This window comes from Vibrio sp. SSH13-20 (assembly GCF_040104475.1).
GTDB classification, from domain to species: domain Bacteria; phylum Pseudomonadota; class Gammaproteobacteria; order Enterobacterales; family Vibrionaceae; genus Vibrio; species Vibrio harveyi.
Genome location: NZ_JBECOU010000002.1, coordinates 89,874 through 109,394, shown reverse-complemented (window position 1 = coordinate 109,394; position 19,521 = coordinate 89,874). Strand labels below are relative to the sequence as shown.

The window sequence follows — 19,521 nt, the reverse complement described above, 5'->3', positions numbered from 1 at the left end:
TAATAGCTGAACATCTTACTTGAATAGCGATGCATTTTGAAACACGTTAGACTAGGTAGTTGTCAATTTTTACGTTTAATTTAGTAATCAAGTACCTCATGCATTCGATTTTTGTCCGACTCCCACTCTTGCACAAAGTACTGATCGGCTTTTTTAGTGCGCTTATCATCGTCGCGCTATTTTTCTTACCCGATCCGCAAGACCTCGATCCGCAGCAAAGCCGCCTTAAAGTTGGCGAGCATTATCCAGTGTCGATATCTGTCGAATCACCAGAGCGCAGCGCTTCTTCTAATCTTCCTTCTGTCTTGCGTTGGGAAACATATAAGGTCAAAAATGGGGAAAGTGCAGCGGTACTTTTTAACCGCGTCGGCTTATCCCCTCGTCTTTTGCATGAACTGATCACTTCAGATAAAGAAATCAAACAGCAGCTCTCTCGTCTTCGTCCAGGAGATAAGCTGAAATTTGGGTTTGATGAAAACAACGACTTTGTTCAACTTCAACGTACGCTGAATGCGTTTGAAACTTTCCGCATTAAGCTGCAAGGCAACAAATACGTCTCAGAGATCGATAAAAAAGAAGTCGATTATCAGTACAACTACGCTGAAGCGACGATTAAATCTAACTTCTGGAATGCCGGTATTTCATCTGGGTTGAATGCAAACCAAATTATGGAACTGGCAGGCATTTTTGGTTGGGACATCGACTTTGCATTGGATATTCGTAAAAACGATACTTTCCGTGTGCTTTACCAAGAAGAAGTCGTCGAAGGTGAAGTCATTGGGCGAGGAAAAATTATTGCTGCAGTGTTTAAGAACCAAGGTGATACCTTTACTGCAATTTTGGATGAAAAGAGCGGCAAGTATTACGATGAAAATGGTCGAGCCATGAAGAAAGCCTTTTTGCGTGCGCCATTGGACTTCCGTCGCGTAACGTCTAATTTCAACCCTCGTCGTTTACACCCTGTCACTGGTAAGGTTCGTCCTCACCGAGGCACCGACTACGCTGCGCCTGTTGGCACACCGATCTGGGCTGCTGGTGATGGTGTGGTACAAAAGTCTGCCTACAATAAGTTTAACGGCAACTATGTGTTCATCAAACACAGCAACACTTACATTACCAAATACCTGCATTTAACTAAACGCATGGTTAAGACAGGACAGCGAGTGAAACAAGGACAAACCATTGGTACGCTCGGCGGCACTGGGCGGGTTACGGGACCTCACTTGCACTACGAATTCTTGGTAAACGGCGTACACAAGAACGCTAGAACAGTTAAGCTTCCGCAGTCAAAATCTTTAACGGGTAAAGCAAAACAAACCTTCATGGCGAACGCAAAAGTGAGCATGGCAAAACTAGAACGCTACAGTAAGTTGCTCGCAATGAAATAAATAAGTCGTGATTCACGACAATACCTAAGAGGCAGCTTACGCTGCCTCTTTTATTTCAGGTTCAGGTTCGTCAGTATTGTGCTCTCTACCTAGCATCAATAAACATGGAGTAAGCACTAGAGTTAACACGGTTGCAAATGCGAGCCCACCTGCAACTGCAGTTGCTAATTGAGACCACCACTGCGTACTCGGTGCACCAAATTCAATCTTCTGGTTAACTAAGTCGATGTTCATCTCTAGCACCATTGGCAGCAAGCCAAGTATCGTCGTTACTGTGGTCAACAATACAGGTCGCAGACGCTGTACTCCGGTACGCAAAATTGCCTCTGACTTTTCTAGCCCTCGTTTACGCATCTGATTGTAAGTATCTATCAATACAATATTGTTGTTCACAACAATCCCGGCCAGTGCGATCACCCCAATGCCCGACATAATAATGCCGAATGGCTTTTGGAAAATCAGCAATCCAGCAAACACACCGACCGTAGAGAAAAGCACTGCACTTAGGATCAAAAAGGCTTGATAGAAGCTATTAAACTGAGTAATCAAAATAAGCGCCATCACACCAAGAGCAACCATAAAAGCATTTTGCAAGAAAGCGGAAGAGTTCTCTTGCTCTTCGTTTTGCCCACGAATTTTAAACTCAATCCCAGCAGGTAAACCCAATTGCGCCACTTCCGCCGTTATCTTTGGTAGCTCCAGTGCGAGGTTATACCCCTCAACCATATCCGCTTTGATATTTACCACTCGGCGCCCATCAACTCGGCGAATCGTATCCTGCTTATGATCCGGTTTAATTTGAGCAAAGTTAGTAATCGGTACTAAGCCCGCAGCCGTTTTCACTCTCAGCTGATCAAAACGCCCAATATCACGCTTATCTTGCGGATAACGTACTAAGATATCGACTTCTTCATCGGCATCATCCGGAAGATAATCACCAATCTTCAAACCGTTGGTAACAAACTGAACGGTGTTTCCAACCAACGTTGCATCGGCCGCAAAGCGAGAAGCATCGTCTCTGCGGATATCAATCTGCCAATCAATTCCTTCTTTATTCGTTGTATCACTTAAGTTAGTTAACGCAGGGTTACGATCAGCCCAGTAACGAACCATTTTGGCGGCACTGTCCAATTGATCGATACTTGAGTTTTGCGCCGACATTTCAATCACGAGATCATGCTCAACTGGTGGTCCTGCATCGGGGAATTTGTATTCCAACTCAACACCGGAGAATTGATTGGTGGTTTGCTTAAGTTCCTCAATAATATCTTTGACTTTACGACGATATTGCCAATCCACCGGCGTGATCTGAATTTGACCAATCTCATCACCGTCATTTGAATCGGAACCAGTACGTGTGTAGACGCTTTCAAACTCATCATGCCCTAACATTACTTTTTCAATCTCTTTCATTACGATGTCTTTCTCATTGATCGACAAATCACCATAAGAACGAACTTTGACAGTAAAGAAGGCGGGATCCACTTCAGGAAAGAACTCCGCACCTAAGCCGGCTTTGTTGTAAGTAAAGCCAACACCACCCGCGAGCAAAATTGCGCTGAGTAACACTTTCAATGGATGTCGGATCGCGATAGACAGGGTTTTGTAATAAAGCTTGGTAATGCCTGTCGCTTTATCAAATTCACCATTATGCAGGTCAACCATCTCTTGCTGACGCTGTGCATCGACGACTTGAGGCTTACCAATGATTCCACCAATCACAGGGACGAAAAGTAATGCCATCATTAGCGAAGCACTGAGGGTTGCAATGAGAGTTAATGGTAAGTATTTCATGAACTCACCAGTAATATCCGGCCAAAATAGCAATGGTGCAAACGCTGCCAAAGTGGTTGCTGTAGAAGCGGTAATCGGCCATGCCATACGTTTTGCTGCATCCCTATATGCTTCTTTACGTGGTGTGCCCTCTTGCATCCGCCTATCAGCAAATTCCGTAACAACAATGGCACCATCGACTAACATGCCTACAGCCATAATCAGTGCGAATAGCACCACGATGTTGACGGTCAAACCAAAAACCGACAACACCAATAAGCCAGTTAAGAAAGAGCCCGGAATAGAAATACCAACTAACAGTGCCGTTCGAACACCCAGAATGGCAATGATGACAATAACGACCAGAATAATTGCAGACAGAATGTTGTTTTGCAGATCGCTAAGCATCAGCTTAACGTCATCAGACTGATCCCAAGTGTATTTAACTTGCAGGTTATTCGGCCAACCAGTCTGCTTTTGCGCTTCAATCAGAACTTGTTTAACGAGCTCAACCGTTTCTATGATGTTTTCACCGGCACGCTTTTTCACATTGAGCACCACCGCTGGTTCACCATCTAAACGAGCAAAACTTTCAGGGTCACGGAAGGCTCGGCGCACTGTCGCGACATCACCAAAAGTGATCACCTCTTTGCCATTTACCTTGATCGGCAGCTCTAATACATCTTTTAACGAATCGAATACGGAAGGGACTTTAACCGAGAAGCGACCATAACCAGTATCGACAAAGCCAGCAGCAACCACTCGGTTGTTTAAAGCAATCAAATTGTAGATATCGGCTTGATCCAAACCGTAACTTTCCATCAATAACGGATCGACCACGATCTCAACGATATCTTCGCGATCCCCCGCAATATCGACTTCCAATACCTGACGATAGCTTTCCAACTTATCACGTAAAGCTCGTGCGATTTGTACTGTTGTACGCTCAGGGACTGTGCCATACAGAACCAGAGTGAGGACAGGCTCTTCAGATGCGAATGTTACTTCGTTAACTGTTGGCTCATCACTGTCTTCAGGCAATTTAGGTTTAGCAAGATCCACCGCATCACGAACATCAGCCATAGCTTCAGCTAAGTCAACGCCGACACTGAACTCTAGAGTAACCGACGCATGTCCCTCTGAAGCAATCGCGGTCATCTCCTTAACGCCTTCTATTGAACGAAGCTCTTGCTCTATAGGACGAACCAATAAGCGCTCCGCATCGGTCGGGGAAATACCTTGGTGGCTAACCGAAACATAGATAATAGGGATGGTAATGTCGGGGCTCGACTCTTTCGGAATCGTAATGTAGGTGATCACTCCGGCAATCAAAATCATCACCAACAATGTAAGCATGGTACGTGCACGCGATAACGCAGCATCAATCAAAGCAAACATATTGCCTCCTTATTGCTGGTTCGCAGCTTCAATGGCATCGTCGACTTTTGTCGCCATCACTAAATCACCATCACGTGCAAAGCCTTGTCCAAGCACAATGATGTCAACTTGGTCTCCTAAGCCGGATAACCAGACACCGTCTTTCTCAGCTTTGACCAGTTGGATAGGCACAAAGTGAACATGCTGATCACGAAGCGTTTTGATACCAAGATTGCCTTCTTCATCTAACGCCAACATGGCTGCGGTCACTTTCACTGCCAGAACTTCACTTAGCGACAGTACCACTTCAGCACTGACACCCGCAGGCATCGCACTCTCTCGATTATCAATCTCGATTTCTATAGGGAATGTATTGGTCGAAGTTGAAGATACGCGCCCAATATAACGAATGGTGCCTTGATGATGGATGTTATCAATGGTTCTAACATCGGCTTGCTGACCTTGTTTTAAATACTGAATATGACGTTCACTCACATCCGCTTCAATGACTAACGTCTCTAAGTCAATTACAGTGGCTATTGGGTCACCGACGCCAACGAAATCTCCCACTTCAACGAATCGATGGTCCAGAATGCCGTCAAAAGGGGCTCTTACTTTGGTATTTTTAAGTGCAGTTTCAACATTGCTTAAGTTTGCTCGGGCATCGACAAGTGCCGCTTGAGCAGTGGCAAAAGCAACTTCACCTTGCAACCCTCTATTCTTCAAAGATTCTGCGGCTTTAAATTCTTTTTCTTTTACACGCAGCATTGCTTTGGCGCGTTTAAGTTGAATATCTAGATCGCGCTCATCAATGTTGGCAATCACCTGCCCTTGTTTAACACTTTGTCCTTTTTGCACGTTCAAGCTCACAATCTTACCTGCGACTTCTGCCCCTAAACGAGCTTGCCGATTCGGCGCAGTTCGACCGTAAAGTTCAATCGTTTTACTGGTTGGTTGTGCTTCAAAAGAGTTGAACATCACCTTTGCGACAGGCGTATCATCTGATTGAGAGGATGGAGAAGAGACCGATTCGTCTTGTGCATTGAGTTGACCCATTGCGAGCCAAGCAGCCAAAGCGATAACAAGCGTTAGAGAGACTAGCCATGGACGTTCGACAAAACGACGTCCGAAAGAAGTTCCAGACATATAAAGTCCTTTTTATTTTTACCCCCACTTCATCATGAAAACGAGGGGGCGTTTACGTGACTTCCTGCTACGTAAAACTCAGGCAGCCGATTGGCTGCCTGTTGTCGTATTAATTACACACTGAATGATGCACCACAACCACAGGTTGTCGTCGCATTTGGGTTATTAACGAAGAAGCGAGCTCCTTCTAAACCTTCTGTGTAATCAACCACGCCACCGATTAAGTATTGCAGGCTCATTGGGTCTACAACCAGTGTTACGCCACTGTTTTCGATCGTAGTATCACCTTCATTTACGCTCTCATCAAATGTGAAGCCATATTGGAAACCGCTACAGCCGCCGCCAGTAATGTATACGCGTAACTTCAGTGCTGGGTTTTCTTCTTCCGCAATCAGCGCTTTAACGCGTGATGCTGCTGCATCAGAAAAAGACAATGGTACGTTTACTTCGCTCACGAAGACCTCTCTCACTCGTGTAATGCGTCAAGCCTGTAGCGAGACGTCAAATTTGTGCTAATTAGAGCGATTATCCAATACCTGACCAACTCGTTCAAGTATTCACCGACGATTCTTTAGATCAGATGCTGATATGTAAGATTACACCGCCAGACAACACATAAATTACCCAAAACGTTTCTAACTTGAGATTAGCTAGGTACAATGCGCTCCACTTGGTCCGAGCAATCAAAAGAGGATAACCCCATGACCAAATCATCAGAGCTATATCAAAAGGCTCAGCAAACCATTCCTGGCGGTGTGAACTCACCAGTTCGTGCATTCAACGGCGTTGGCGGTTCTCCGCTATTTATCGAACGAGCAGACGGTGCCCTGATTTTTGATGCCGATGGTAAAGCGTACATTGATTACGTTGGCTCTTGGGGTCCTATGATTTTAGGTCACAACCACGCAGTTATCCGTGAAGCAGTTATCGATGCTGCACAACGCGGTCTAAGTTTCGGTGCGCCAACTGAAATGGAAATTGCCATGGCAGAGCTTGTATCTGAGCTAGTGCCATCTATGGAACAAATCCGCATGGTAAGTTCTGGTACGGAAGCAACAATGAGTGCTATCCGTCTTGCTCGTGGCTTTACTGGTCGTGACAAGATCATGAAGTTCGAAGGCTGTTACCATGGTCACGCAGACAGCTTGCTAGTAAAAGCAGGTTCAGGTGCACTAACTCTAGGTCAACCAAGTTCTCCTGGCGTTCCTGCCGATTTTGCGAAGCACACACTAACGGCAACATTCAACGACTTAGATTCAGTACGTGAACTATTCGCCGCAAACAAAGGCGAAATCGCATGTATCATCGTTGAGCCAGTAGCGGGCAACATGAACTGTATCCCTCCAGTAGAAGGCTTCCACGAAGGTCTACGCGAAATCTGTGACCAAGAAGGCGCTCTACTGATTTTTGATGAAGTAATGACAGGCTTCCGTGTAGCTCTAGGTGGCGCGCAAGCACACTACAACATCAAACCAGATCTAACGACACTAGGTAAAGTGATCGGTGGCGGTATGCCAGTGGGTGCTTTTGGTGGTCGTAAAGAAGTCATGCAATATGTTGCGCCAACAGGTCCTGTATACCAAGCGGGCACACTTTCCGGTAACCCAGTAGCAATGGCGGCAGGCTTTGCATGTTTGAACCTGCTAAAAGAAGAAGGTAACGAGAAACGTCTTGCTGCAAAAACCAAACAACTTGCTGAAGGCTTCAAAGCTCTTGCTGAAAAACACGGCATCCCAATGGTAGTAAACCAAGTGGGTGGCATGTTTGGTTTCTTCTTCACTGACCAAGAAACCGTAACGTGCTACGAAGACGTGACTAAGTGCGATGTCGAGCGCTTTAAGCGTTTCTTCCACCTAATGCTAAAACACGGTGTATACCTTGCACCATCAGCATTCGAAGCAAGCTTTACTTCTCTTGCTCACGGTTCAAAAGAAATCGACGCAACACTAGAAGCTGCGGATCGTTGTTTCGCAATTCTGGCAGAAGAATCAAAATAAGCGTTCCTTCCCAGAACATAAATTCCCAAAAAAGGACCTTCGAGGTCCTTTTTTATTATTTGAATTATGCTTGCCAATTAAAGATGACTAAGATGGCAAGAATCCCAAGAACAATCCCAAACCAAGGAATGCGTCTGGTCTTCTTTTCGCTCTGGCATTTCTTATCGCTGTTACAACAACCCATTTTTCCATCTCTTGATTGATAACCACCTGATTTGTGGTCATTATAACAAGGTCAACTGCACCTTCCCAATTCAGCTATGTCATAAGCTTGAAAGAATCGTCGGTGCAAAGTAATAAAGATTTTGCGCTGTGGTATAAGGCGTAAACGTAAATATTCCGTAATTTGGATTAATCACATGCCGAATAATGTAAAAATCACGTCGAGTCATCGAGTGCTAGTTGTTGCGCTGCTCGCCGCTGCTTTTGCCTGCTATTTGTTGGTCGAACCTTACATCAACTCGATCGTCATGGCGTTTATCATTTCACTGCTCATGTTCCCAATACATGAATGGTTTGAACGAAAACTACCTAATCACAAAAACTTGGTCTCACTGCTCTCTTGTGTGGTTTTAACCTTTATTATCGTGATTCCATTACTATTTGTTTTTGCCGCTATCGTGCAGCAAGGTTCGGTATTTTCGCAAAATACCTACAAGTGGGTAACCAATGGTGGCATCCAAGATATTTTCCAACATCCTTGGGTAGTCAAAGGTTTAGCGTTGGTTAATGAGTACTTACCTTTCGACAAAATCGAACCACAAGCCATCGCAGAAAAGATCGGGCAATTCGCAACATCATTTGGTTCAAACCTTGTAGCTATAAGCGCAAAAATCCTAGGTGATGCAACGAACTTCCTAATGGATTTTTTCCTAATGTTGTTCGTTTTGTTCTTCCTGTTACGTGACCACGACAAGATCATTTCAGCAATGCGTCATATTCTGCCCCTCTCACGCAGCCAAGAAGACAAAATTCTGACCGAGATTGAACAAGTCTCGAAATCCGCTGTAATGGGGTCATTCTTAACCGCGATTGCTCAAGGCTTTGCTGGTGGTATCGGTATGTGGCTTGCAGGCTTCCCTGGTTTATTCTGGGGAACCATGATGGGCTTTGCATCATTTATCCCTGTAGTTGGCACAGCACTAATTTGGATTCCAGCCGCAGCGTACTTGTTCTTAACCGGTGACACCACTTGGGCAATCTTCTTGACGGTATGGAGTGTCGTGGTAGTCGGCTCTATCGACAACCTATTACGCCCTCTGCTAATGCAAGGCAGCGCGGGTATGAACACGCTAATGATATTTTTCTCTCTATTGGGTGGTTTGCATCTATTTGGTTTGATCGGTCTTATCTACGGTCCACTGATTTTTGCCGTCACCATGGTGTTGTTTAACATCTACGAAGAAGAGTTTAAGGATTTCCTCAACCAACAAGACAACAGTTAGTCGCTGCTTAATCACTTCAAGCTTGGGGCAGATTGTGCGAAAATCTGCCCCTAATTATTTCTGATGAACCAAATTTATGTCTGCTTATATTGCTCCTAGCCAAATAGCTCAGCGCCAACTTGAGTACTTTAACGGAAAACACGTTTTAGTCGCTGGTGAAGTTGAAGATCTATTTCCTCTCGAGTTAGTGGCTCATTGTGAGTCAGTGGAGGTTTTTACTTCTAACTACAGCTACTACCGTCAAATTCGCACATCGAACAAGGTGAAGAGCCACTTTGGCTCAGAGTTTGATATTGAGACACAAGCAGACATGGTGCTTCTGTACTGGCCAAAAGCTAAATCTGAGGCAGAATACTTGCTGGCAATGTTGATGGCGAAACTTGGCATCAATACAGAAATCGTCGTCGTTGGTGAGAACCGTTCAGGTATCAAGAGCATTGAGAAAATGTTCAAAGAGTACGGTCCAGTGAACAAGTACGACTCAGCTCGCCGTTGCTCATTCTACTGGGGTACTTGCCTTAACCAGCCAAAGCCTTTCAATCAAGCAGATTGGTTTAAATCCTACACCGTCACTTTGGGTGAGCAATCACTTACGGTTAAGAGCCTTCCTGGTGTATTTAGCCATGGTGAGTTTGATTTAGGCAGTCGATTACTGCTTGAGACTTTACCTAAACTATCTGGCAAGGTGCTCGATTTTGGCTGTGGTGCAGGAGTGCTGGGTGCATTCATGGCAAAAGCCAACCCAGATATCGCGATTGAGATGTGTGATATTAACGCTTATGCCATCACATCAAGCCAAGCAACATTAGAAGCGAATGGCATAACTGGACGTGTGTTTGCTTCAGACATCTATTCCGATACGGCAAAAGATTATCGCTTTATCATCAGTAATCCGCCGTTTCACAGTGGTCTAGATACAAACTACAACGCTGCGGAAACACTCTTGGGTCAAGCACCACAATACATGACTAAACAGGGTGAAATGGTGATTGTGGCAAACAGCTTCTTAAAATACCCACCAATTATTGAGCAAGCATTCAATAATTGCGAGACGCTAAATAAGACCAATAAATTCTCGATATACTACGCGAAAAAATCCTAATCTCTCTTTGCGCAGGTGAAATCCTGCGCAAACCTTTGCCAAAATTCATTCAACTCAACGAAAAACTGCGTCTCTCCCCACGCTTTCCAATCAACTTTCTTGTCAAAGAAAAAAAACTCGTTAATTTTGTTAATTCTATCGAATTTAACTTCTTGTCCGTTTTTAACGAGAACCTTGGCAAGCCCCAGTAAATTGGTCGCTGCCCTTTTATGAGTTGTAATCTTATCCATGTTTAAATTCTACAAAAAGCAGAAATTTAAGCGCCTGCAAAGCACGCTAATGACCGCGTTTTTGGTTCTTAGTATCACGCCACTGACGATAACTGCGATTTTCTTCCTGCAATCACACAGTAAAGATCTTCAAGAACAAAGCACATCGCACCTTCTTTCAGTTCGTGATACCAAACAACAACAAATCATCGACTACTTTGCAGCTCAAGAGACTGAAGTCATGGGCTTCGTACGCTCCGAACTTGCTTACGCCAGCGGCGGACGATTCTACGGTTTGGTCAATGCGTTTAGTCGCTTGGGTCACGATATTGATGAAGCCAGAGAAAACGCACAGCAGCGCTATATCAAAGGCAGTGGCGATCAAATCAAAACCTCGATTTTACCGGAATCATCTAACTACGTTGGCAGCGAACGTTACCGCCTATTGCACAAACGTTACCACTGGGCATACCTAGAGCTGTTAAAGCGATCTGATTTTAATGACATTTTATTGGTTGATATCGATGGTAATGTCACTTACTCAATCAATAAAGACGACAACTATGGCACTAACCTACTGACAGGACGCTACAAAGATACGGCGCTAGGGCGCACCTTTAAGCGTTTGTCTGAAGATGTGAGTGCACGTCGTAAGGTTAATGAAGATTACACGCCAGTTGTCGTGTCTGACTTTGATATCGAAAACGGTAAACAAGTCGCTTGGCTCGGCGCACCGATTGTCCAACAAGGCTACCTGCACAGCTATGCGATGTTCCGCTTACCAAACAACGGCATTACTAAGCTTATTGCTGAAATCAACCGCGATTCCTCGATTGAAACCTTACTAGTGGGCAGCGATCATAAACCTCGAACCATTAACACCAAACAGGAAGAAATCCAAAACAGCTTAGAGATTGTCGATAAAGCACTCGCAGGCGACACAGAAGTAGGTACTTACAGCAACCGCTTGGGTGAAGAGATGATTGCGGCATTTGCGCCAATTGAAACTCGCGGTCTAACTTGGGCGATTGTCGTACAACTTCCAGAAAAAGAAGCCTTTGCTCGAGTCCACCAGCTCGAGAAGCTGTTTGTTATTGCGATGCTGATTGCGATCATCTTGGTTGTGATCGCCTCACACTACTTATCTAATTTCATCACCTCCCCGCTTCTTAAGCTGACTTGGGCAGCAGAGAAAGTATCTGCTGGTGATCTGGACGAAACGACCTTTAATACAGAGCGTAAAGATGAAATCGGTCGACTCGCGATCAGCTTTGAGCGCATGCAACGCTCAATTCGAGAAAAGATCCAAACCATTAAACAGCAAAATGAAGAGCTAGAAAGCAACATCAAATTGATCCAAAAGCAAAACGAAGAATTGCAGTTGGCAGATAAGCTGAAAGATGAGTTCCTAGCGACAACCTCTCACGAGTTACGTACACCATTACACGGTATGGTCGGCATTGCAGAGACTTTAGTATCTGGTGCTAATGGTGCAATTCCTGCGAGTCAAAAATACCAATTGGATATCATCATCAAAAGTGGTCAACGTTTGGCAAATCTTGTTGACGATTTATTGGATTACCACAAGATGCGCTATGGCAGCATGGATATCCAAAAATCGGCAGTGAGCCTAGCAAGTGCGACTCGCTTGGTGCTTGAGCTTTCAAGTCATCTACTAGGTAACAAGACGATTCGTATCATTAACCAGGTCCCTGCCGATCTAAAAGCGGTGTCTGCCGATCCACAACGCTTGGAACAAGTACTGTACAACCTAATTGGTAATGCAATTAAATATACTTCTGAAGGTAAGATCGTAATTTCTGCCACCGTCGTGGACGATCAAGTCCGCGTACAAGTGGTTGATACTGGCCAGGGTATCCCGGCTGAACATCTTGAGCATATCTTTGAACCTTTAATTCAAGCCGGCCAAGACGCTAGTCGCTACCGTCAAGGCGCTGGTTTGGGTTTATCAATCAGCCGTCAACTTATCGAATTGATGGGTGGATCGTTATATGTAAGTAGTCAACCAATGGTCGGCACTACATTTAGCTTTACTCTGCCACTTGCTAATGAAGAAGAGATTCAAGCAACACAGAGCCTTGCGGCGCGTGGACACTTCCAAATTCCAGAAGCGAACTTTGAAAACAACGACGACTTATCATTACCAGAGAACCCTGATGGTCCGCTGTTGTATGTTGCTGATGACGAACCGGTTAACTTACGCGTTCTTGAAAGCTTCCTAAGGCTTGAAGGCTACCGCGTACGCACTATTTCTGATGGTCCTGAAACACTTGCTTTAATCGAGCAAGAAAAACCAGAGTTGCTTCTACTCGATATCATGATGCCAGGCATGAGCGGCTACCAAGTATGTAGTGAGCTTAGAGAGACCTATGATCACGCAGAGCTTCCAATCATTATGTTGACAGCATTAAGTCAGACAGAAGATCGAGTAAGAGGCTTCGAAGCAGGTGCGAATGACTACTTAACCAAGCCATTCAATAAGCAGGAACTCGCCGCACGTATTCAAGCACACTTAACCGCAAGTAAAGCAGAAATGCGCCACATCGAGAACAAGTTACTGGAATCGGAGCTGCGCCAACGTGCTGAAGTAGAAGCTAGCTTGCTTGAGACTCAAGGTCGATTATTAGAACAACTAGAATCAGCACCTGAAGCCATTATTTGCCTTCGCGAGGATCAACGTATTCGCTTTGCGAACGAAGCGGCATGCAAGCTATTTAAACGCAGCTTAGAGCAGTTAAAACGCTCTTCGGCAGATGAACTTATTGCACCTAAATTCCTGACAGTTAAACAACCACATTACTGTGGCAAGATTGATATTTACATCGAAGATATTCGTCAAAACATTGAAGCAGACATTCTCAAATTACCTGAAGGCTCTGGTCTAGATGTTATGTACATCTTTAACGTAGGCGGTGGTGCAAACGCAGCTCGTATCCACAATCTAGAAACCGCGGTTGAAGTTCTATCAAGTTACGCGTTTGACGGTGATAAAGACCAATTGCAGAAGCTAAAAGAACTTGGCGGTGAGTTTACTCGCCTTGCAGATAAAGCATTGGGGAACAAGAAAGATAAACAAGAGCTGATGCGCGAAGTATTGGTCGATACGATGACTCATGCATTGGAATACTGGGAATCAGTGACTGGAGAAACTAAGTTTGCTTTTGCGGAGCAAAGTGGTTTATGGCGTGTCTACCTCGACCGCAGTACGTTGCAAACTCGGACACTCGATAAATACATGCGCATTGAGACATTACCAAAAACACCGCGCTGGAGAACGGTTCTAAGCTCAATCGAGTTCATTCTTGAGCACTGTAAAGAACAAAGCCCTGAACGAGCTTACATTGAAGCGCAACGCGATAAAATGCAAAGGCTCCTTACAAGTTAATACCAAACAGCAAATACTAGCCCCGCTACTTAGCGGGGCTTTTTTATCCCTGCCATTATCCATTGCGCAGTAATGCTTCTCCATACTCACCGTAAGAAGCAAGCAATGGAGCTTACAGAGCAGCGATGGGACAGAGCAATTAGCGTATAAGAAGCTGGAAGCAAGCTATCAAAACCAAAAGCAACGGCATTTGTAGAAACAATTCAAGTCGTGTTATTCCTAACTCATTCCTTACTGTAAATTTTCTTAAAAAGTACCTTTAAAACACTTCCTTTCCTGAATAAAAAAAGCATAATCAGCAGCCCATTTTTGCTGTCAAAACGCACTTATTTTTCCTCAACAAGGGAAAATTGAGCAACATTTGATACAGATTGCGAAGTCAATCACAACAGAACGGCAGATTAAATTTCACCTAGTTAATTAACAAAAATTTCAGGTGTGAGCCAGATCCCCAATGCAATACAACCACAGAAAAGCCTCTACATGACTACATAATTAAGTAAGTAAACACTAACACACAATATTAAAGCGGATATAAACTGCGACGCATATCAACGTTTATTTTTTAGCCTTGGGTGACTTAAAAACGAGCAAAATGACGTTTATGACGGAGTTGGTATGGTTTTTAACGTTTTTAACGGGAATCGAGTTTGATTATTTTGTGGATAAGGTGTTTTCTTACTCCTGCCTAAGGCCTACAGGCCACTCTTAGAGCGACGCAAATTACAGTGAAGCGAAGAGGTGGGCCTTGGAGAGTGTTTATCAATTGATGACATTCAATTCCATTAGTGAAATGAAAGCAAATAGTAAGGAACAGCTATGCTTGCCAATATTAAAAAAACAGCACTAGCAACAGCAATTATTGCAACGGCTACTACAGGTTTCGCATCAGTAGCTACAGCCGCTGAGCGCAGTGAACTGACTATCCACCCTAAAGAGTTTACAACTTTTGTTCGTAACTTTAACCCTTTCTTGGGTGCAACAAACCTGCACACAACTACTGACTTTATCTACGAGCCACTAGTTGTTTTCAACGAAATGCACGGCAACACGCCAGTATTCCGTCTAGCAGAAAACTTCCAAATGTCTGACGACCTAATGAGCGTAACTTTCGACATTCGTAAAGGCGTGAAATGGTCTGACGGTCAAGCGTTTACCGCTGATGACGTTGTTTACTCTTTCAACCTAGTAAAAGAGAAGCCAGAACTAGACCAATCTGGTATCAACTCTTGGGTTACTGGCGTAGAGAAAGTTAACGATTACAAAGTTAAGTTCCGTCTAAGCGAAGCAAACTCAAACGTTCCTTACGAAATTGCTAAAGTACCAGTCGTACCTAAGCACGTATGGAGCAAAGTAAAAGATCCTTCAACGTTCACGAACGAGAACCCAGTAGGTACTGGTCCGTTTACAGAGATCGACACTTTCACTCCGCAACTATACATCCAGTGTGAAAACCCGAACTACTGGGATGCAGCTAACCTAGACGTTGACTGTTTGCGTGTTCCTCAAATCGCGAACAACGACCAGTTCCTAGGTAAGATTGTTAACGGCGAAATGGACTGGACTTCTTCATTCGTTCCAGACATCGACCGCACTTACGCAGCAGCAAGTCCTAAACACCACTACTGGTACCCGCCAGCAGGTACTCAAGCGTTCGTAGTTAACTTCAAGAACCCAGATGCAGCGAAGCACGAAGCACTAACTAACGTTGACTTCCGTCGCGCATTCTCTATGGCTCTTGATCGTCAAACTATCATTGATATCGCATTCTACGGCGGCGGTACAGTGAACGACTTCGCATCTGGTCTTGGCTACGCATTCGAAGCTTGGTCTGACGAGAAGACTCACGACAAGTACAAAGGTTACAACTCGTACAACGCTGAAGGTGCTAAGAAGCTTCTAGCGAAAGCTGGCTTTAAAGATGTAAACAAAGACGGTTTCGTTGATACGCCATCTGGTAAGTCTTTCGAGCTACTGATCCAATCTCCAAACGGTTGGACTGACTTCAACAACACTGTACAGCTTGCTGTTGAGCAACTTGCAGAAGTAGGCATCAAAGCACGTGCTCGTACACCAGACTTCTCTGTTTACAACCAAGCAATGCTTGAAGGTACTTACGACGTTGCGTACACCAACTACTTCCACGGTGCAGACCCATACACTTACTGGAACAGTGCTTACAACTCAGCACTACAATCTGGTGACGGTATGCCTCGCTTCGCGATGCACTTCTACAAGAACGACAAGCTAGATGGTCTTCTAAACAGCTTCTACAAGACAGCTGACAAGCAAGAGCAGCTAGAAATCGCTCACGGTATTCAGCAAATCATCGCTCAAGACCAAGTTACTATCCCTGTGATGTCTGGTGCTTACATGTACCAATACAACACAACTCGCTTCACTGGTTGGTGGAACGAAGAAAATCCTAAGGGCCGTCCAAACATTTGGGCTGGTATCCCAGAGCGTCTACTTCACGTACTGGACCTAAAACCAGTTAAATAAGTAGAAGTTCATTTCTAGCGGCACACATCCCGTGTGCCGCCTATAAAAATCCCCTTGTGACCAAACCAACATATGGCGCTCGTCGTCAGGGGATTTTTCGCTCTAAATTTCGCTAGGAGCGACCTGAAACCAGAAACAGGGAAAAAATCTGGGTGAGTAAGGTGTGAGTTATGGGTTATTTTTTAAGACGTTTGTCGTTCTATCTTGTCGCGCTCTTGGTTGCAGCGACGTTAAACTTCATTATTCCGCGAGCAATGCCTGGTGACCCAGTTACCATGATGTTTGCTAACGCATCAGTACAGGTAACGCCAGAGCGAATCGCAGCAATGAAAGAGCTGCTAGGTTTCGTAGATGGTCCAATTTACATTCAGTACCTGTCATACATCAAAAACATTCTAAGCTGGGAGCTAGGTACTTCTATCCAGTTCTACCCGCTTTCAGTTAACTCTCTACTAGGTGGTGCATTCGGTTGGTCATTGTTCCTAGCAGGTACTGCAGTAGTGCTATCGTTCTCGATTGCTTCTGTACTAGGTATCTTCGCAGCTTGGAAACGTGGTAGCCGATACGACGCATTCGTAACACCGGGCACACTTATTGTTCAGGCGATTCCACAAATGGTAATCGCGATGCTAGCACTGTTCATCTTTGCCATCGGTCTTAAGTGGTTCCCATCAGGCTACGCATACACCCCGGGTACTGTGCCAGATTGGACAAGCTGGGAGTTCCTAAAAGACGTTGGTTACCACGCTATTCTTCCATTGTTCTGTGCGACGATTGTTCAGATCGGTGGCTTCCTAGTAAACATGCGTAACAACATGATCAACCTTCTTGCTGAAGACTACATCACGATGGCAAAAGGTAAGGGTCTGAGTGAAAACCGTGTGGTATTCAACTACGCAGCTCGTAACGCACTACTACCAAGTGTAACCGCACTTTCAATGTCTCTAGGTATGGCAATCGGTGGTCAGCTAATCATCGAAATGATCTTCAACTACCCAGGTCTAGGTACGGTTCTTCTTAACGCAATTCACGCACGTGACTACCAAGTACTTCAAGGTCAGCTAATCATCATGACGATGTTCATGCTTTGCTTCAACCTAATGGCTGACATGCTGTACATGATTCTAGACCCTCGCCTACGTAAGGGAGGCAAATAATCATGAAAGAACTATTTAAACTGATTTTAGGTAACGCGTTCGCACGTGTTGGTTTGGCAATTATCTCGGTATTCATCTTTGTAGCAGTAGCTGCACCTTTGATTACTCAACATGCACCAGATAAGCGCACTGGTAACCCACATGAATACCCTGGTTTTGTTGTAAAACAAGCACAAAATAACCCTGATGGCTGGGTTGCAAAAAACCTAGCAGATGATCGTCGCACGCTGCTGATGTCGAAAAAAGCAGACCACGTTCTAGGTACATCTCGTATGGGGCGTGATATCTGGTCTCAAGTTGCTTACGGCGCTCGAGTATCGCTGGGTGTTGGTTTCGGCGCGGGTATTATCGTGTGTTTCTTAGCAACAGTTATTGGTATCTCAGCGGGTTACTTCGGCGGTCGTGTCGATGACGTATTGAGTGCTGCAATGAACATTATGCTGGTAATCCCACAATTACCATTGCTCTTTGTACTCGCAGCCTTCATCGGGGAGGCTGGACCGCTCACCATTGCATTGATTATCGCCGGTACCTCCTGGGCTTGGGGTGCACGTGTTGTGCGAGCTCAAACCATGGCACTACGCGAGAAAGAATTCGTTAAAGCAGCAGAGGTTCTTGGTGAATCATCCATTCGCATCATCTTCGTTGAGATTTTGCCAAACCTTATCCCAATCGTAGGCGCAAGCTTCATCGGTTCGGTAATGCTAGCAATCAACACAGAAGCCGTCATCTCGTTCCTAGGTCTAGGCGATGCCAATACCATCAGTTGGGGCATCATGCTGTACAACGTACAAACTTCATCAGCAATGCTTATCGGAGCATGGTGGGAAGTGCTAGCTCCTTGTATTGCACTGACTCTATTGGTTACTGGTCTTGCTCTACTGAACTTTGCAGTAGATGAAATTGCTAACCCACAACTTCGTTCTCACAAAGGCATGAAGCGCTGGAAGAAAATGGCAGCACAAGACAAGAAAGAGCGTGAGCCAGAATTGGCACCACAAAATGCACTATGGAGCGGAGATAAATAATCATGACTGCACCACTAATTTCTATCCGTAACCTATGCGTAGACTACATTACAGACGCGGGCGATGTCCGCGCATGTAACAACGTTAGCTTCGACATTGCACCAGGCGAAGTATTCGGTCTGGCTGGTGAATCTGGCTGTGGTAAATCCACTGTTGCTTTCTCGCTAATGCGCCTTCATAAGCCGCCAGCATTTATCACAGGTGGTGAGGTTATTTTCAATGGTGAAGATATCCTCAAATACAGCGATGAACGCATGCAAGCGTTCCGCTGGAGCGAAATGTCGATGGTATTCCAAAGTGCGATGAACGCTTTGAACCCAGTACTAACGATGGAAGAACAGTTCTGTGACGTCATTATGCGCCACACCAACATGACTCGCGCTCAAGCAAAAGTACGTGCAGAAGGTCTGTTGGAAATCGTAGATATCCACCCTAGTCGTCTGAGCGATTACCCGCACCAGTTCTCTGGTGGTATGCGTCAGCGTCTGGTTATCGCTATCGCTTTGGCTCTGAATCCAAAAATGATCATCATGGATGAACCAACAACAGCGCTAGACGTTGTGGTTCAACGCGAAATCCTGCAAAAGATTTACGCACTTAAAGAAGAATTTGGCTTCTCGATTCTGTTCATCACCCATGACTTGTCATTGATGGTCGAGTTCTCTGACCGCATCGGCATCATGTACTCGGGCGAGTTGATTGAAGTCGCGCCTTCTAAGCAAATTTTGGAAAGTCCTTACCACCCTTACACCAAAGGTTTGGGTAGCTCTTTCCCTCCACTAACTGGTCCTAAGACCAAATTAACTGGTATTCCGGGCAACCCTCTGAACTTATTAGAAGTTCCACAAGGCTGCCGTTTCCAAGCTCGCTGTGACCGCGTCCATGAAGCTTGTACAAGAGTACCAACTCAGCTACGTCAAATAGAACCTGGTCGTCTCTCAAACTGCCACTTGTACGGCGACACCATTGCTCAAGCTAAGGTTTAACAACA

General features: G+C 45.0%; 13 protein-coding genes. 9 read left to right on the top strand and 4 right to left on the bottom strand.

The genetic code is table 11. The features are described from left to right. Positions 1–98: 98 nt before the first annotated feature. The gene (locus ABMY42_RS05720; RefSeq protein ID WP_005449171.1) at positions 99–1,388 is read left to right on the top strand and encodes a peptidoglycan DD-metalloendopeptidase family protein; all 1,290 of its coding nucleotides are present in this window, start codon (positions 99–101) and stop codon (positions 1,386–1,388) included. Between the two features lie 36 nt (positions 1,389–1,424). On the opposite strand, the gene ABMY42_RS05715 is transcribed toward ABMY42_RS05720, so the two are convergent. The 3 genes from ABMY42_RS05715 to erpA form a co-directional block, all read right to left on the bottom strand. Next, on the bottom strand, positions 1,425–4,559 hold the full coding sequence (locus ABMY42_RS05715; RefSeq protein ID WP_349266118.1) for an efflux RND transporter permease subunit: 3,135 nt from the start codon (positions 4,557–4,559) through the stop codon (positions 1,425–1,427). A 9-nt stretch (positions 4,560–4,568) separates the two neighbouring features. Continuing rightward, complete coding sequence (locus ABMY42_RS05710; RefSeq protein ID WP_172580192.1) at positions 4,569–5,684, bottom strand: efflux RND transporter periplasmic adaptor subunit; 1,116 nt, start codon at positions 5,682–5,684, stop codon at positions 4,569–4,571. 113 nt (positions 5,685–5,797) lie between these two features. Beyond that, entirely contained in the window at positions 5,798–6,139 is a 342-nt protein-coding gene (gene erpA / locus ABMY42_RS05705) for an iron-sulfur cluster insertion protein ErpA (RefSeq protein ID WP_005449174.1), read from the bottom strand. A gap of 246 nt (positions 6,140–6,385) precedes the next feature. Between erpA and hemL the strand changes: the two genes are divergently transcribed. The 3 genes from hemL to rsmC all read left to right on the top strand — a co-directional run bounded on the left by hemL (position 6,386) and on the right by rsmC (position 10,228). Next, positions 6,386–7,681, top strand: coding sequence for a glutamate-1-semialdehyde 2,1-aminomutase (hemL, locus tag ABMY42_RS05700; RefSeq protein ID WP_005449175.1), 1,296 nt, complete (start codon positions 6,386–6,388; stop codon positions 7,679–7,681). A 359-nt stretch (positions 7,682–8,040) separates the two neighbouring features. Continuing rightward, on the top strand, positions 8,041–9,126 hold the full coding sequence (locus ABMY42_RS05695) for an AI-2E family transporter (protein WP_005449176.1): 1,086 nt from the start codon (positions 8,041–8,043) through the stop codon (positions 9,124–9,126). Between the two features lie 76 nt (positions 9,127–9,202). Beyond that, positions 9,203–10,228 (top strand): 16S rRNA (guanine(1207)-N(2))-methyltransferase RsmC, encoded by a 1,026-nt coding sequence (rsmC, locus tag ABMY42_RS05690; protein ID WP_005449178.1) that lies wholly within the window; start codon positions 9,203–9,205, stop codon positions 10,226–10,228. Here rsmC and ABMY42_RS05685 read toward each other — a convergent pair. Next, entirely contained in the window at positions 10,225–10,458 is a 234-nt protein-coding gene (locus tag ABMY42_RS05685) for a hypothetical protein (RefSeq protein ID WP_029790366.1), read from the bottom strand. The genes rsmC and ABMY42_RS05685 overlap by 4 nt on opposite strands. On the opposite strand from ABMY42_RS05685, the gene ABMY42_RS05680 reads away from it, so the two are divergent. The 5 genes from ABMY42_RS05680 (at position 10,457) to ABMY42_RS05660 (ending at position 19,516) form a co-directional block, all read left to right on the top strand. Next, on the top strand, positions 10,457–13,843 hold the full coding sequence (locus tag ABMY42_RS05680; protein ID WP_009698734.1) for a response regulator: 3,387 nt from the start codon (positions 10,457–10,459) through the stop codon (positions 13,841–13,843). The genes ABMY42_RS05685 and ABMY42_RS05680 overlap by 2 nt on opposite strands. An 819-nt stretch (positions 13,844–14,662) precedes the next feature. Continuing rightward, complete coding sequence (locus tag ABMY42_RS05675) at positions 14,663–16,345, top strand: ABC transporter substrate-binding protein (RefSeq protein ID WP_005446317.1); 1,683 nt, start codon at positions 14,663–14,665, stop codon at positions 16,343–16,345. Positions 16,346–16,515: 170 nt separating this feature from the next. Next, positions 16,516–17,502, top strand: coding sequence for an ABC transporter permease (locus tag ABMY42_RS05670; RefSeq protein ID WP_005446316.1), 987 nt, complete (start codon positions 16,516–16,518; stop codon positions 17,500–17,502). Positions 17,503–17,504: 2 nt separating this feature from the next. After that, positions 17,505–18,530 carry an ABC transporter permease gene (locus ABMY42_RS05665; RefSeq protein ID WP_005446315.1) on the top strand — a complete coding sequence of 342 codons (1,026 nt, stop codon included), beginning with the start codon at positions 17,505–17,507 and terminating at the stop codon, positions 18,528–18,530. A gap of 2 nt (positions 18,531–18,532) precedes the next feature. Further along, positions 18,533–19,516 (top strand): oligopeptide/dipeptide ABC transporter ATP-binding protein, encoded by a 984-nt coding sequence (locus tag ABMY42_RS05660; RefSeq protein ID WP_005446313.1) that lies wholly within the window; start codon positions 18,533–18,535, stop codon positions 19,514–19,516. Positions 19,517–19,521: the final 5 nt, after the last annotated feature.

What these genes read in the sequence shown, in the direction of transcription:
- ABMY42_RS05720 (WP_005449171.1), top strand. Translation starts at nt 99, where the DNA reads ATGCATTCGATTTTTGTCCGACTCCCACTCTTGCACAAAGTACTGATC.
- ABMY42_RS05715 (WP_349266118.1), bottom strand. Translation starts at nt 4,559, where the DNA reads ATGTTTGCTTTGATTGATGCTGCGTTATCGCGTGCACGTACCATGCTT.
- ABMY42_RS05710 (WP_172580192.1), bottom strand. Translation starts at nt 5,684, where the DNA reads ATGTCTGGAACTTCTTTCGGACGTCGTTTTGTCGAACGTCCATGGCTA.
- hemL (WP_005449175.1), top strand. Translation starts at nt 6,386, where the DNA reads ATGACCAAATCATCAGAGCTATATCAAAAGGCTCAGCAAACCATTCCT.
- ABMY42_RS05695 (WP_005449176.1), top strand. Translation starts at nt 8,041, where the DNA reads ATGCCGAATAATGTAAAAATCACGTCGAGTCATCGAGTGCTAGTTGTT.
- rsmC (WP_005449178.1), top strand. Translation starts at nt 9,203, where the DNA reads ATGTCTGCTTATATTGCTCCTAGCCAAATAGCTCAGCGCCAACTTGAG.
- ABMY42_RS05680 (WP_009698734.1), top strand. Translation starts at nt 10,457, where the DNA reads ATGTTTAAATTCTACAAAAAGCAGAAATTTAAGCGCCTGCAAAGCACG.
- ABMY42_RS05685 (WP_029790366.1), bottom strand. Translation starts at nt 10,458, where the DNA reads ATGGATAAGATTACAACTCATAAAAGGGCAGCGACCAATTTACTGGGG.
- ABMY42_RS05675 (WP_005446317.1), top strand. Translation starts at nt 14,663, where the DNA reads ATGCTTGCCAATATTAAAAAAACAGCACTAGCAACAGCAATTATTGCA.
- ABMY42_RS05670 (WP_005446316.1), top strand. Translation starts at nt 16,516, where the DNA reads ATGGGTTATTTTTTAAGACGTTTGTCGTTCTATCTTGTCGCGCTCTTG.
- ABMY42_RS05665 (WP_005446315.1), top strand. Translation starts at nt 17,505, where the DNA reads ATGAAAGAACTATTTAAACTGATTTTAGGTAACGCGTTCGCACGTGTT.
- ABMY42_RS05660 (WP_005446313.1), top strand. Translation starts at nt 18,533, where the DNA reads ATGACTGCACCACTAATTTCTATCCGTAACCTATGCGTAGACTACATT.